Annotated in this window: 12 protein-coding genes and 1 pseudogene; 4 read left to right on the forward strand and 9 right to left on the reverse strand. The window is 63.2% G+C overall.

From position 1 onward, the window contains the following. Position 1 precedes the first annotated feature (1 nt). On the reverse strand, positions 2-1,516 hold the full coding sequence (guaB, locus tag HMPREF2743_RS03865; protein ID WP_070818202.1) for an IMP dehydrogenase: 1,515 nt from the start codon (positions 1,514-1,516) through the stop codon (positions 2-4). Positions 1,517-1,665: 149 nt separating this feature from the next. On the opposite strand from guaB, the gene HMPREF2743_RS03870 reads away from it, so the two are divergent. Then, positions 1,666-2,040, forward strand: a complete 375-nt coding sequence (locus HMPREF2743_RS03870) for a DUF5319 domain-containing protein (RefSeq protein ID WP_010189463.1) — start codon at positions 1,666-1,668, stop codon at positions 2,038-2,040. Between the two features lie 85 nt (positions 2,041-2,125). Here the strand turns inward: HMPREF2743_RS03870 and HMPREF2743_RS03875 are convergent, their stop codons facing one another. Together HMPREF2743_RS03875 and HMPREF2743_RS03880 are read right to left on the reverse strand one after the other, a co-directional pair. Next, a complete protein-coding gene (locus HMPREF2743_RS03875) occupies positions 2,126-2,956 on the reverse strand; it encodes a hypothetical protein (protein ID WP_070818203.1) in 831 nt (276 codons plus the stop codon). Positions 2,957-3,074: 118 nt separating this feature from the next. Then, the gene (locus HMPREF2743_RS03880) at positions 3,075-3,692 is read right to left on the reverse strand and encodes a sigma-70 family RNA polymerase sigma factor (protein ID WP_070530749.1); all 618 of its coding nucleotides are present in this window, start codon (positions 3,690-3,692) and stop codon (positions 3,075-3,077) included. A gap of 348 nt (positions 3,693-4,040) precedes the next feature. On the opposite strand from HMPREF2743_RS03880, the gene HMPREF2743_RS03885 reads away from it, so the two are divergent. After that, the gene (locus HMPREF2743_RS03885) at positions 4,041-4,340 is read left to right on the forward strand and encodes a WhiB family transcriptional regulator (RefSeq protein WP_070521542.1); all 300 of its coding nucleotides are present in this window, start codon (positions 4,041-4,043) and stop codon (positions 4,338-4,340) included. Between the two features lie 222 nt (positions 4,341-4,562). Here the strand turns inward: HMPREF2743_RS03885 and HMPREF2743_RS03890 are convergent. The 5 genes and pseudogenes from HMPREF2743_RS03890 to HMPREF2743_RS03910 all read right to left on the reverse strand — a co-directional run bounded on the left by HMPREF2743_RS03890 (position 4,563) and on the right by HMPREF2743_RS03910 (position 10,938). Then, positions 4,563-6,835, reverse strand: a pseudogene (locus tag HMPREF2743_RS03890) (excinuclease ABC subunit UvrA). A gap of 170 nt (positions 6,836-7,005) precedes the next feature. Next, positions 7,006-8,622 carry a chaperonin GroEL gene (groL, locus tag HMPREF2743_RS03895; protein WP_070745582.1) on the reverse strand — a complete coding sequence of 539 codons (1,617 nt, stop codon included), beginning with the start codon at positions 8,620-8,622 and terminating at the stop codon, positions 7,006-7,008. Positions 8,623-8,634: 12 nt separating this feature from the next. Beyond that, complete coding sequence (gene groES, locus HMPREF2743_RS03900; RefSeq protein ID WP_167595557.1) at positions 8,635-8,934, reverse strand: co-chaperone GroES; 300 nt, start codon at positions 8,932-8,934, stop codon at positions 8,635-8,637. Between the two features lie 140 nt (positions 8,935-9,074). Further along, a complete protein-coding gene (locus tag HMPREF2743_RS03905) occupies positions 9,075-10,349 on the reverse strand; it encodes an FtsX-like permease family protein (protein WP_070521546.1) in 1,275 nt (424 codons plus the stop codon). Beyond that, complete coding sequence (locus tag HMPREF2743_RS03910; protein WP_070521548.1) at positions 10,333-10,938, reverse strand: ABC transporter ATP-binding protein; 606 nt, start codon at positions 10,936-10,938, stop codon at positions 10,333-10,335. Before HMPREF2743_RS03910 ends, HMPREF2743_RS03905 begins: the two co-directional genes overlap by 17 nt. A gap of 112 nt (positions 10,939-11,050) precedes the next feature. Between HMPREF2743_RS03910 and HMPREF2743_RS03915 the strand changes: the two genes are divergently transcribed. Both HMPREF2743_RS03915 and HMPREF2743_RS03920 read left to right on the forward strand, forming a co-directional pair. Then, entirely contained in the window at positions 11,051-12,181 is a 1,131-nt protein-coding gene (locus HMPREF2743_RS03915) for a sensor histidine kinase (RefSeq protein WP_070521551.1), read from the forward strand. After that, positions 12,178-12,813, forward strand: a complete 636-nt coding sequence (locus HMPREF2743_RS03920; RefSeq protein ID WP_070521553.1) for a response regulator — start codon at positions 12,178-12,180, stop codon at positions 12,811-12,813. The genes HMPREF2743_RS03915 and HMPREF2743_RS03920 overlap by 4 nt, the downstream gene beginning before the upstream one ends. Positions 12,814-12,847: 34 nt before the next feature. On the opposite strand, the gene HMPREF2743_RS03925 is transcribed toward HMPREF2743_RS03920, so the two are convergent. After that, positions 12,848-13,276, reverse strand: coding sequence for a hypothetical protein (locus tag HMPREF2743_RS03925; RefSeq protein ID WP_070818204.1), 429 nt, complete (start codon positions 13,274-13,276; stop codon positions 12,848-12,850). Between the last annotated feature and the right edge of the window lie 50 nt (positions 13,277-13,326).

Below are 13,326 nucleotides of genomic sequence, written 5' to 3' on the forward strand. Positions count from 1 at the left end.
CTTAGCGGTAGTTCGGAGCTTCGACGATCTGCTGAAGGTGGTGCGGGTGAGACTCCTTGAGGCCCGCAGCGGTGATCTGGACAAACTGCTTGGTCTTGAGCTCGGCCAAGTTAGCGGAGCCGGTGTAGCCCATCGAGGCACGCAGGCCGCCCACAATCTGGTGGACGATGGCATCGATGTCGCCGCGGAACGGCACGCGCCCCTCGACGCCTTCCGGCACCAGCTTGTCCTCACTCTTGACGTCAGCCTGGAAGTAGCGGTCCTTGGAATAGGAACGCTTCTCCCCTGACAGGCCACGGCCCTGCATGGCGCCCATGGAGCCCATGCCGCGGTAGCGCTTGTACTGCTTGCCTTGGACCACGACGATATCGCCCGGCGCCTCCGTGGTGCCGGCCAGCATGGAACCCAGCATGACGGTATCGGCGCCGGCCGCCAAGGCCTTGGCGACGTCACCGGAGTACTGCATACCGCCGTCACCAATAACCGGAACGCCCGCCGGGCCGGCCACCGCAGCGGCCTCCATGATGGCGGTGATCTGCGGGGCACCCACGCCCGCCACGACGCGCGTGGTGCAAATGGAACCCGGCCCGATGCCGACCTTGATGGCGTCGGCGCCGGCCTCGATCATGTCGCGGGCAGCCGCACGGGTGGCCAAGTTGCCGCCGATGACGTCAACGCGGTCACCGAAGTCCTTCTGTACGCGGGAGACCATCTCCAGCACACGGTTGTTGTGGGCGTGGGCGGAGTCGACGACGAGGACGTCCACGCCGGCGTCGACAAGCTGGCCCGCACGCTGGTAGGACTCCTCACCAGTGCCGATGCCCGCCGCCACGAGCAGGCGCCCAGAAGCATCCTTGGAGGCGTTGGGGAATTGCTCGGTCTTAACAAAGTCCTTGACGGTGATGAGGCCAACGAGTTTGTTTGCATCGTCGACGATGGGCAGCTTCTCCACCTTGTTGGCGGACAGCAGCTCCAGCGCCTCCTCCTTGCTGACGCCCTCCTTGGCCACGACGAGCGGCATCGGCGTCATAATCTCGGAGACCTTGCGGGAGAAATCCGGCTCAAAGCGCATGTCACGGTTGGTGCAGATACCCACGAGGGTGCCCTGCTTGTCGACGACCGGCAGGCCCGAAATCCGGTACCGCGCGCACAACGTGTCGACTTCATCGATGGTCATGTCCGGGGTGGCCGTGACTGGGTCGGTGACCATGCCGGACTCGGAGCGCTTGACGATTTCTACCTGCTGGGCCTGCTCCTCTGCGGAAAGGTTGCGGTGCAGGACGCCGATGCCGCCCTGACGTGCCATGCCGATGGCCATGCGGGCCTCGGTCACGGTGTCCATCGCGGCGGAAGCCAGGGGCACGCCGAGGCGAATGTTGCGGGTAAACTGCGCCGAGGTATCCACCTCGGAGGGAACGACGTTGGATTCTGCCGGCAGCAGCAGAACATCATCAAAAGTTAGGCCGTAGAGTGCAATCTTGTCGGGGTTGTCTCCGCCGGTGTGGACGTGGCTCATGAGGGTGGGGCTCTCCTAAACTGACCAGATAATTGTATGCGGTAGCCCTCACTGTAGTGCGTGGACGCCCCGTAGTGGTAGCCGTGGGTATAGAAAAAAGTCTCTTTAGGGAATTGCCTTGCGCGCACGGAGTCAATAGGCTCGCAGACGTGAACTTTTTCGCCAACATGCCCCGCGATCCTTTCGCGGACGACCCGAACGACCCAGCTTCCTTCCTCGAGGAGGATGAGCACGTCGAGCCGCTGTCTGAGGAGGACCGTCTCGCCGTCATTCATGATCTGGCCATGGTCCAAGAGTTTGCGCGTGTTTTGAGCCCGCGCGGCATCGACGGCATCTTCTTTTTCTGCGAGGACTGCGAGGAAAACCACTTCTACGAGTGGGACATTATGGCCTCTAACATGCAGGCCACGCTGGCGGGCCAGCTCGCCCCCGTGCACGAGCCGGGCGCCGAGCCGGATCCGATGCGCTATGTTCCGTGGGATTATGCAGTGGGTTACCTCGACGGTATGGATTCGCGCTACTAGCGCGGTTGCGCGGTAAAACTACCGCGCGTTAAACAAAAAGAACCTCTTTCCTCCTGCTGTGGGAGGGAAGAGGTTCTTCGTGGTTTTATTGCTGGAACTGCGGCGGCGGGAGCTGGCCGCTATCCCCAGCGCCATCCGAGTTGTCATTCTGCGGCGGCGTTGCCTGCTCTCCACCACCCGGCTGACTCGGCTCCGGCTGGCCCTGCGTCGGCGGCTCCAGTGGATTGCCTGCCGATACCGTGCGGGTCACCACGACGGTAGAGACCGCAGTCTCGGTCTGCGTGACGGTCTCCGGCTCCGGCGGCTTCTGCTCCTCTACAGGGGCGGGCTTCTCCACCGTCTGCGTCTGCGTCACCGTAGTGCGGGGCTGCTGCTTCGCCGCACTCGGGGACTCCGCCTCGCGTTCCCGCTTGGCCTGATCCACCATCTTCCGGGCTTCTTCAAGCAGCTGACGGGTGCCGTCCATGTCGCCCTCGGCGGAACGCCTCTCCATTTCATCGAGTGTTCCGGCAAGCTCGACCACAGACACATCGTAATCATCCGCGCCGAAGAGTGACTGGTTCACGCCATACAGCGGGGAACCCGGTCCGGCGTTGACCACCACAGCTCCGGTACCTGCGATGAGCAGCGTAGCTGCGGCCGCTCCAATGAGGCCGTGCATGAATGGCTTGCTCCGACGGCGACGTGCCGCGCCGAGGGAAATAACCTCCGGCTCCTCCTCCGCGCCTTCGATGAGAGGGGCTGGGGGCATCTGCTTTTCGACGTCCCCGCGCAGCTCCAGCAGAAGACCCGCCAACTCATCACCGCCATCGGAGGGATCCGTTCCTTCGGAGAGAGTGGTGAGGAATGCATCATCATCGACCAAAGGCTGCAGCTGCTCAGCGACACCCTGCTGAGGCTCGTCCTTCTTTGCCATGATGACCTCCCTTCCTTATTAGAGAATTATTAGTTTGTCGGTGCCAAGTGCCGATGGCTCACTGCTAGCTCTGAGCTAGCCCAATTACTGGTTCACTCTGCTGGTTCACATTGTTGGTTCACTGCGTCTCGTGCGAATCGAGGGATTTGCGCAATTGCGCGAGTGCACGATGCTGCGCCACGCGGACTGCGCCAGGGGTGGACTCCACAATTTCCGCGGTCTCCTCTGCCGACAGCCCCACGAACACACGCAAGATGATAATGTCCCGGGCCTTGTCACTTAACGTATCGAGCATGGCCCGCACTCTGTTACTACCGTCCACGGCAAGGGCGGATTCTTCGGGGGTAGCGTCCTGAGCAGCATCCTCCGGAAGGTCTTCCGTGGGGTGAGTGTGGTCGCGGCTCAGGGCGCGGTGGGCATCGGTCACCTTGTGAGCAGCAATGCCATAGACGTAGGCCATAAACGGGCGGCCCTTATCTTTGTACGTGCCAATAGACGTCGCCACCGCCAAACAGATCTCCTGCGCCACGTCCTCCGCCGTGGGCTGGCGGTGGCCGCCGATGCGCGCGCGGCAATAGCGCAGGACCTGCGGGTGAATGATCCGCATGATGCGCTGGAGGGCGCGGCGGCTACCGTCGACGGCCAGCGGAACGAGGTCCGCTAATTCCTTATCGCTGTCGCGCTTCGCCACCGTTGAGGAGCCGCTCGCGTCTGTAGCCTGAGTAGCCACTGCCATCCTTGCCGTTCTGCTTTTGCTCTTCTGCTTAATGCATTACTTCATATTCTGTATGAACATCATGGCATAACCTTTTGACGAAACCCCAAAACGACGGGTCTCATCCCCAGCTTTGACCCCACTAGAAAAAGTTCATACACCGTTCATCTTAGCCTTAAGCGCAGGTCACAGGGGCTCCAGTTGAGGAGTTTCAGCCAGTTATACCTGCATGTCAGCATTGCGTAACGCGCTGTTTACCCAAGGGGGACACACTTCAATCTCGTCTCACTTCGCCTCGGCGTTCACGGGGGCGTGCCCGCAACGCGCCCCGCGCCTGGGCACTCTATCTTTGGCAAAGGAGAATCGAACGTGTCTCAGTCCTTCCTGCTCCCCGGGCCGAATACGGACTTTTGGGATTGGCAGCTTCATGGCGCATGCCGTGGAGAAAACTCTGACGTGTTCTATCACCCGGACGGCGAGCGCGGACGCGCCCGCGCCCAGCGCGAGAACCGCGCCAAGGCTATTTGCAGCACCTGCCCGGTCATCGAGATGTGCCGCGAACACGCTCTCGCCTCCGGCGAGCCCTACGGCGTGTGGGGCGGCATGAGCGAGTCGGAGCGCGTCGTCGCCCTGCGTTCTCGTCGCACCCACGCGGCCGTCGGCGCCTAGTCCGCTTCTGCCAGCTCCCAGCCTTGGGGTCGGACGGCAAACCACCACCTCTATTGGCTGGACGCGACAAGGCTGCTCTCCCCACTGGATGAGCCCGCCGTGGGCCGTCGCGCAGCGGGCCTTTTGCGAAGTTTCTTTAAGTAGCATCACGCCCCTCCCCCACCTGCACTGATATCCAACAGCCAGCACGGGCAAGGGGCAGCGGGTGAAAGACGTCAGTTTTTACAGCGCCTGCGCCAGGTAGCGGGCGGTCACCGTGTCCTTGTCGAGGAACTCGCGCGGCGAGCAGGCCGCCACAACCTCGCCGCCGGCTGAGCCCGCGCCGGGACCGAGATCAATGATGTGATCGGCGTGCGCCAGGACGGCGCGGTGGTGTTCGACGCAGATGAGGGTGAGGTGGTCGTCGACAAGCGTGTCAAAGAGGCGCAGCAAGGTGTCGATATCTTTCTGATGCAGGCCCACCGTCGGCTCATCGAGCACGATGATGTCCGCAGTCGCCTTGCGGTCGCACAACCGCACCGCCAGCTTCAGCCGCTGGCGCTCGCCGCCAGAGAGCGTCGAGAGCGGCTGCCCCAGCGTCAGGTAGCCCAGCCCCACGGCAACGAGCTGCTCGTACACGCGCTTCGCAGCAGTAACTTTGGCCTCGCGGCAAAACTCCACGGCCTCAACCGCGGGAAGCGCGAGTACCTCCGCGATGTTCTTGCCCGCCAGCTCGTAACCCAAAACGTCGGCAGCAAAGCGGCGGCCCTCGCACACCTCGCAGGGCACATCCGCGCTGTCCATCGCACCAAACTCCACGGTCACCACGCCAGCGCCGGAACAGGCCGGGCACGCGCCCTCCGAGTTGAAAGAGAACATTCCCGGCGTGGCCCCATCGTTGGCCTTGGCGAAGGCCTTGCGCAGCGCGTCCATCGCACCGGTGTAGGTGGCCGGGTTTGAGCGCCGCGAGCCAGACAACGAAGACTGGTCGACAATGAGGATGCGGTCGTCGTCCGGCAGGCATTCCATCAGCGATGACTTTCCAGAACCCGCAACGCCCGAAATGACCGTGAGCACGCCCAGTGGAATATCCACGTCGACGCCCTTGAGATTGTTATGGGACGCCCCACGGATTTCCAGCGCTCCGGTGGGCTCGCGCACCTCATCCTTCAACGCCACCTTCCCGCTGACGGACGGTGCGGTACCGACGGAAAGGATTTCGCCGCCCGCCACTCCGGCGCCGGGGCCAAGCTCGACGACGCAATCCGCAATCGCCATCGTCGCCAGGTTGTGCTCCACCACGAGCACCGTGTTGCCCTTATCGCGCAGCTGCAGGAGAAGCTCGTTCATCCGCGTGACGTCATGCGGGTGTAGGCCAGCGGTCGGCTCATCAAAGACGTAGGTGACGTCTGTCAGCGCCGACCCGATGTGCTGCACCATGCGCGTGCGCTGTGCCTCGCCACCGCTCAGCGTTCCCGTCGGGCGCGCCAGAGTCAGGTAGCCCAGCCCCAAATCCAGGGCGGCCTCCAACCCGCGCAGCGGGGCCACGGCAAGCGGTGAGTTGATGGTGCGGAGCCATGCGGAGACGTCGGCAAGCTCCATGTCGCAGACGTCCGCGATGGAGACTCCGTTGAGGTAGGACTCGCGCGCGTGCTGCGCCAGGCGCGTGCCATGGCACTCCGGGCAGTCCACGAAGACCACAGCGCGTTCGACAAAGGCACGCATGTGCTTTTGCAGGGACTCCACGAGCTTGCTCAACACGTTCGTCTTCAAACGCGTTACCAGCCCCATGTAGCTCATGTTGACGCCACCGACCTTGCCTTTGGTCTCGGTCTCATACAGGTCACGTTTCTGTTCCTCGGTGAAGTCCTGGACCGGCACGTCGGCTGGGTACAGCCCGGACTCGGCGTAGGCGCGCCACATCCACGAGCCCACCTTCATGCCGGGGTACATGATGGCGCCATCGTTCAACGTCAGAGTCTCATCAACGAGCTGGTGCTTGTCGACGTCCCCCACTTCCCCCTTCCCTCACACCTCGGGCACATGCCGCCGGTGCGCTCGAAACGACGCACCTCTTTGACGCCATTGACCTCGATGGCGCCCTGCCCGGAGGCGGAGGGCACGTTGAAGGAATAGGCCGCGGGGCCGCCGGCGCGGGGCTCGGCTAGGCGGGAGAAGAGCACGCGGAGGTGCCCGGTGATGTCGGTGGCGGTACCGAACGTCGAGCGCGCGGAAGCCGCCATCGGTTCTTGGCCCACGACGATGGCTGCGGTGAGCCCTTCCAAGCGGTCCACGTCGGGGCGGGGTGGGGCTTGCATGAAGCCTTGGACGAAGCCGGGGTAGGTTTCGTTGATGAGACGCTGCGATTCAGCCGCAACGGTATCGAAGACCAGCGAGGTCTTGCCGGATCCGGACACGCCCGTGAAGACGGTGAGCTTGCGCTTAGGGATGCGCACGTCCACGTTCTTGAGGTTGTTTTCGCGGGCGCCGGTGACGGTGATGAATTCTTGTTCCACGGCTCAGCAGTCTACTAACGGGGCGGGGGTCCTGCCCCGGACACGGCGAAGGCCCGCCGCCCCGCAGATATGCGGGTTAGCGGGCCTTCCTTACGGCTATGCGGGAACCCTTGTGGCACGCGGGAACCCTTGTGGTTGTGCGGGAAACGAATGTTTCCCGCACGCACGTTTTAGTGCGCGTGCGCGCGCGCAGCCTGTGCCGGCTCTTCCTCGGCGGGCTTCTCTACAACCGAAGCCTCGGTGGTGAGCACCATGCGGGCCACGGAGGCGGCGTTGACCACGGCGGAGTGGGTGACCTTCACCGGGTCGATGATGCCCTGCTCGAGCAGGTTGCCGTACTCCAGGGTGGCGGCGTTGAAGCCCTCGCCGTTGGCCTTCTCGGCAACGTGGGCGACCACGACGGATCCGTCCAGGCCTGCGTTCTCGGCGATCCAGTAGGCCGGGCGGGTCAGCGCGCGGGCCACGGCCAGCACACCGATCTTGGCCTCACCCTCGAAGCCCTCGGCGAAAGCCTCGAGCTCCTGGGAGATCTGGACCAGCGCGGAGCCGCCGCCAGCAATGACGCCCTCTTCAACGGCCGCGCGGGCGGCGTTGATGGCGTCCTCGACGCGCAGCTTGCGCTCGTTGACCTCGGTCTCGGTAGCGGCGCCAACGCGGATGACGGCAACGCCACCGGACAGCTTGGCCAGACGCTCCTCGAGCTTCTCCTTATCCCAGGTGGAATCGGTGCGCTCGATCTCGCGGCGCAGCTGCTCGCGGCGCTCCTCGACGGCCTCGGCGGTACCGGCACCATCCACAATCACGGTGTCCTCCTTGGACACGGTGACGCGGCGGGCAGAACCCAGCACCTCCGGGCCGACCTCCTTGAGGTTGATGCCAACCTCAGGGTCGACGACGGTAGCGCCGGTAACAACAGCCAGGTCATCCATGAAGCCCTTGCGGCGCTCGCCGAAGTACGGGGATTTCACGGCGGCGACCTTGAGGACCTTGCGGATGGAGTTCACCACGAGCGCCTGCAGCGGCTCGCCCTCGATGTCCTCAGCGATGATGAGGGTCGGGCGCGAGGACTCCGCGATCTTCTCCAGCAGCGGCAAGAAGTCCGGCAGGGAGGAGATCTTGTTGCGGACGAGGAGAATGGCGGCGTCGTCAAGCACGGCGTTGTAGGTCTCCTCTTCCGTAGCGAAGTACGGGGAGAGGTAGCCCTTGTCGAAGGAAATGCCCTCGGTAACGTCCACGGTGGACTCGATGGTCTGGGATTCCTCGACGGTGACGACGCCGTCCTTGCCCACCTTGTCCATCGCACCAGCAACCATCTCGCCGACCTCCGCATCGCGGGAGGAAACGGTGGCAACCTGGGAGACCTCCGCGGAGGAATTCACCGGGGTGGCACGCTTCTTGAGCTCCTCGACGACCTTCTCAGCCGCCGCTTCGATGCCCTTGTTCAGCTCGATGGGGTTAGCGCCGGCTGCCACGTTGCGCAGGCCTTCGAAGACGAGAGCCTGGGCCAGCAAGGTGGCGGTAGTCGTACCGTCACCGGCGATGTCGTTGGTCTTGACGGCCACGGACTTCACCAGCTGGGCGCCGAGGTTCTCAAAAGGATCGTCGAGGTCAATGTCGCGGGCGATGGTGACGCCGTCGTTGGTGACGGTCGGGCCACCAAAAGCCTTGGACAGCACGACGTTGCGGCCGCGCGGGCCGAGGGTGACCTTGACGGCGTCGGCAAGCGTGTCTACGCCGCGCTGGATGCCCTCACGGGCCTCCTGGTCAAATGCAATCAGTTTTGGCATCGGGTTAATCGCCTACTTCTCGATGACAGCGAGCAAATCACGAGCGGACAGCAGGAGATACTCCTGGCCGTCGTACTTCAGCTCGGTGCCGCCGTACTTGGAGAAGATGACGGTGTCGCCCTCGTTGACGCCAACCGGGACGACCTCGCCCTTGTCATTGGTGCGGCCCGGGCCGACAGCGACGACGGTGGCCTCCTGCGGCTTCTCCTTCGCGGAGTCCGGGATAACCAGGCCGGATGCAGTGGTGGTCTCAGCTTCAACGATCTGGACGAGGACCTTGTCCTCCAGCGGCTTGATGTTTGCCATGATGATTTCCTCCAAAGTGTTCCTAGTGCGCGTCCACGTGGACGCGCGCGTGCCGGTTGTGGGTGTCCAGCACAGCCGTCGTCGCGGGTGAACAACTGTGGGTCAAAACAACCTGCCTAGCACTCTACCCTCGCGACTGCTAGCCCTCAACGTTGTGGGCCGCTAACCCGTTCGCCCTCCGCGAACGACGCGACTCGGGTGTGTACAAAGCCGGCCAACGCCAGCTTGACGACGCCCAGGGCAATAAACATTGCGCCGAATATTACGGCGAAGGACGGCCACCACAGCTCCTCCAGGATTGTCCGACCGAGTGCCTCTTGTGGGGTAAGGAGGCGGTGGAGTGGGAGGAGCGTCGCCAAACACAGCGCCCAGACCACGCCGGCCGCAGTCAGGGTGAGGCACGCCGCCTCCCCCACTTGCACGCGCGCCCAGGCCGAGGGGGCGGCGCCCGCCAAGGTGAGGCCACGAATATCGGCCGCGATGCGCCCGTGCATAAGCAGCGAGGTAAGCACGGCGCCCACGATGCTAGGTGCGAAGACTGGACCCAAAAGGGCGAGGAAGGCCTGCCACGAGGACAGGGTGCCTCCGGCGCCTGCGTCGTTCCCAAAGCGCAGGCCCGAGCCGACGGCGACGATAAAGCCGCCGACGAGCACCCACGGCACGATGTGCGGGGTGGAAAAGCTTCGGCGCACGCGCACATTAGCCCCAGCGATGCCGGCCGCGCGGGTCCATTGATCCAGGACGGGCATAAGCCAGGGCAAAAAGAGCGCGACAAGGATGACCAAGCCCATCTCGGCCGAGAGGAGGTCGCCGGGATCATCGATGTGTAGGCATCCATAGACCGTACTGCCGACAGCAACGGACGCGAGCAGGAATTTCACCATGAGCCACGCCGGGTGTGCGGTGGCGTGCGGCCGAAAGACTCGGCGCAGTGGAGGCAGCGCTCCGACTAGGGCCGCGGACATGCAGACAACTATCGCAATACCAACGACCTGGCCTGTAATCGCAATGTCTGGCAAAGGGATGCCGTCGCTGCGCAGGGCGCGCACGCACGGCGCGAGCAGTGGACGGGCCGGCAGCACACCAAGAAATCCGGCGGCCGCGCTGACCACCGCGACTTGGCCCAGAATGAAAATCAGGATCATCCACCCAGGCATGCCCACCATGCGCCAGGAACGGTAGACCGGCTCGCGCTCAGCGATGATAAGGCGCATCTGCGAGAGCGTCACCAGCACTACCACGCACAGTGACATGCCCAGCACTGTGCCGCCCAGAGGCCCAGCGGGGTTTTCTTCGGCTCCGGGGGAAGCGACCAGCATGGCTAGCGCTAGGGTGCACGAGGTGGAAGACACCACCAGGGTCAGCGCTACGGCCAGCCACGATAGCCAATTGGACTGTAAGTCCTTAAGCCACACCAGCATGGGCCACCTCCTCCAAGGAAATGACCCGGTCGGCCGCCTCGGCGGCAAGGTGCGAGTGAGTCACCATGATCACGCTGGCTCCATCGCGGGCAACGGCGTGAAGGTGGGAAAGGACGGTGGAAGCGGTGGCGTCGTCAAGCGCGCCCGTGGGCTCGTCAGCGAAGATATAGGGCGCTTGGGCCAGCAATGCCCGGGCGACAGCCACGCGTTGCTGCTGCCCACCAGAAAGCTGTGCGGGCAGGCGGCTCTCCAATCCAGCGAGACCGAGCGAATCGAAGACCTCTGCCACACGGCCGCGTGCAGGGCGCCGGCCGGAAAAGCGCGCCGTCAAGGTGGCATTGCGTTGCGCGTTGAGGGATTCCAGCAGGTTGTAGTCTTGGAATACAAATGCACGCTGCTTGCGCCCCGGCGCGTTGACTCGGCCGGAAGTGGGCTTATCGAGCCCGGATAACAGGTTCAGGAGCGTGGTTTTGCCGCTTCCCGATGGCCCCATGATGGCAACGAATTCGCCTGGGGCGATAGACACATTGACGCGATTGAGCACGGTGCGGCGGCCGTAGCGCTTACTAAGGTTTTCTGCTTTTAACATGCCTTTGATTCCACTCGGCCACGCACAACAATGACATGGGGCGGGCTGCCCGAAAAATGGTGGAGCTAGCTCCACTGCCCTTCCACCGGCATGGCGGATAGGGTCGAAGACTATGCGAACCTTCAAAGCCTGTGCGTGGAGCCTCCTCCTCGGCATGCTGTGTATCCCAACCTTGGTGATTTCGGTGCTGATGCTGCCGTGGATCCCGTTGGTGGGTCGCGCCGCGGAACTTGTCGGCCGGTTGGGCGCGCAGTGGATGGGCGTGGAAATTCCACCCCGGCGCGCAGATCGATGGTTTGATTGGCAGCAGTTCTATCACCTCGTGTTGCAGTTATTGATTTCGACTGCATGCTTTACCGCGTGGACGGCCCTGGGTTTCACAGCGGGTGTGCTAGCGATAGCGCCATTCGTACCTAAGGCCGAGTTCTCCGTTGGCGAGTGGTCCACCTCCAACCGACCGCTTATTTTCTTAACCTGCTGGCTGGCTGCTCTGTTGCTTGTGTTGTTACTGGTAGGTCTCAACCGCCTCTTGGTCTCAGCGTCGGTCTCGCTGACCCGACTGGCATTGAGTCCTTCGGCCGAGGAAATGGCGGCCTCGCGTGCCACGCTTATCGATGCCTTCTCCGGCGAGCGCCGCCGCATCGAACGCGAACTGCACGATGGCCCGCAGCAGTACCTCACTGCGCTCAAGCTCAACTTGGCCGCGGCAAAACTACAAGCCCCGCCCCAGGCACAGCAGGCCTTGACTGACGCAGAACATAATGCCTCTTTGGCTCTGGCTTCATTGCGGGCGACAGTGCGTGGCATTGCGCCGCAGGTGCTTTTCGACGACGGGCTTATCCCCGCCCTCGACGAGTTACTCGCCCATTCCGGGCTTGAGACCACACTTCGCGTAGAGGGCGCTGAGAGCTCGATAGACGAGACCACAGCACTGCTGGCCTATCATGCAGTCGCCGAGGCGCTCACAAACGCCTCTAAACACGGCGCAGCCACCGAAGCCGTGGTAACGGTCGCTTTTAGGGATATGCTGCGCCTAGAAATCGTAGATAATGGCATGGGCCCCACGGCCAAAGAGCCGGACGGTGAGAGTGCAGCTGTGGGTTCGGGCACGGGCCTCGCCGGGCTGCGTGAGCGTGCTGCTGCACTCGGCGGCACAGTAACCTTTGGTGCTGATAGCACCAATGCTACGGGTAAAGGCGGCGGCCAGCTGCTGGTCAAACTACCGCTGAAGGAGGCGGAATGAAGTTACTACTCGCAGAAGATTCCGCGCTCCTGCGCGCGGGTCTGGAGCAACTACTCGGTGCTCTCGGTCATAGCGTCACGGCGGTCACAGATGCCGAAGCACTGCGCGCCATCGCAGTGCAGGAAGACTTCGACCTCATTATCAGCGATGTGCGCATGCCGCCCACGATGACCGATGACGGGCTTCAAGCCGTGCACGATCTGCGGGCAGCCGACCCCACCCAACCCGTGGTGGTGCTGAGCCAATACGTAGCGGCAAGCTATCTCGACCGCCTCCTGGAGCACGGCGGATTCGGGTACCTACTCAAGGAGCGCGTTTCTGATGTTGAAGAATTCGTGCGCACGCTTGACGATGTCGCCCGCGGCGGCACCGTGGTGGACCCAGAGGTGGTCACGGCGCTGCTTTCTGCAAGGCACACTGGTCTAGCCCGGCTCACCGCTCGCGAGCGGGAGGTACTGGGGCTTATGGCCCAAGGATTGAGCAATAAAGACATTGAAGACACGCTCGTCCTTACCTCCGGAGCAGTAAGCAAGCATGTCTCCAATGTATTTATAAAGCTCGGGTTTCGACCCGAGGACTCCAACCGGCGGGTGAAGGCCGTATTGGCATGGCTGCGCCACACCGAGCGCTAGAAAAGCGCTGAGGCCCTACAAACAAGGGCTGGAATTAGACCTGTCGGTGGGAGTTCAGCACAGCCGCGCGCCACAGCTGGTACTCCTCCGGGTTGTCCTCGCGGTAGTTCTTCACCGCGCGGATGCCGTGCTCCACGGCCTCGGCGACCTCGTCGATGTTCTTGTCGTCGCCGTCGGCCGCAACAAAGATGACTGGGCCGCAGATTGAGCGGATTGGGTCCTGCAGGAAAGCGGAGTTGCCGGTAGCCGCAGCGTTGCGGGCCAAGGAGGCCACCGGGTTCGGGTCGGCGTCGTCAGCCTTCGCGTTCGGGTTAAACAACGCCGCGTAGGTCTGGCCATCATCCTGGAAGGCCACGGAAACGCGATCCTCGGTGGTACCACCGAGGAATTGATTTGCCTGTTCGAGCTCAAACTCGATGATGCGGCGGGACAGATCAGGGTTAACGAGGAATCCAGTGGTCATAACGGTGTGAGCTCCTTTTGTGTGAGCCGGACGATTATCGGTCATCACAC

The organism is Corynebacterium sp. HMSC036D02, from assembly GCF_001836165.1.
Taxonomy (GTDB): domain Bacteria; phylum Actinomycetota; class Actinomycetes; order Mycobacteriales; family Mycobacteriaceae; genus Corynebacterium.

What these genes read in the sequence shown, in the direction of transcription:
- HMPREF2743_RS03925 (WP_070818204.1), bottom strand. Translation starts at nt 13,276, where the DNA reads ATGACCACTGGATTCCTCGTTAACCCTGATCTGTCCCGCCGCATCATC.
- guaB (WP_070818202.1), bottom strand. Translation starts at nt 1,516, where the DNA reads ATGAGCCACGTCCACACCGGCGGAGACAACCCCGACAAGATTGCACTC.
- HMPREF2743_RS03905 (WP_070521546.1), bottom strand. Translation starts at nt 10,349, where the DNA reads ATGCTGGTGTGGCTTAAGGACTTACAGTCCAATTGGCTATCGTGGCTG.
- HMPREF2743_RS03880 (WP_070530749.1), bottom strand. Translation starts at nt 3,692, where the DNA reads ATGGCAGTGGCTACTCAGGCTACAGACGCGAGCGGCTCCTCAACGGTG.
- HMPREF2743_RS03920 (WP_070521553.1), top strand. Translation starts at nt 12,178, where the DNA reads ATGAAGTTACTACTCGCAGAAGATTCCGCGCTCCTGCGCGCGGGTCTG.
- HMPREF2743_RS03915 (WP_070521551.1), top strand. Translation starts at nt 11,051, where the DNA reads ATGCGAACCTTCAAAGCCTGTGCGTGGAGCCTCCTCCTCGGCATGCTG.
- HMPREF2743_RS03875 (WP_070818203.1), bottom strand. Translation starts at nt 2,956, where the DNA reads ATGGCAAAGAAGGACGAGCCTCAGCAGGGTGTCGCTGAGCAGCTGCAG.
- HMPREF2743_RS03910 (WP_070521548.1), bottom strand. Translation starts at nt 10,938, where the DNA reads ATGTTAAAAGCAGAAAACCTTAGTAAGCGCTACGGCCGCCGCACCGTG.
- groL (WP_070745582.1), bottom strand. Translation starts at nt 8,622, where the DNA reads ATGCCAAAACTGATTGCATTTGACCAGGAGGCCCGTGAGGGCATCCAG.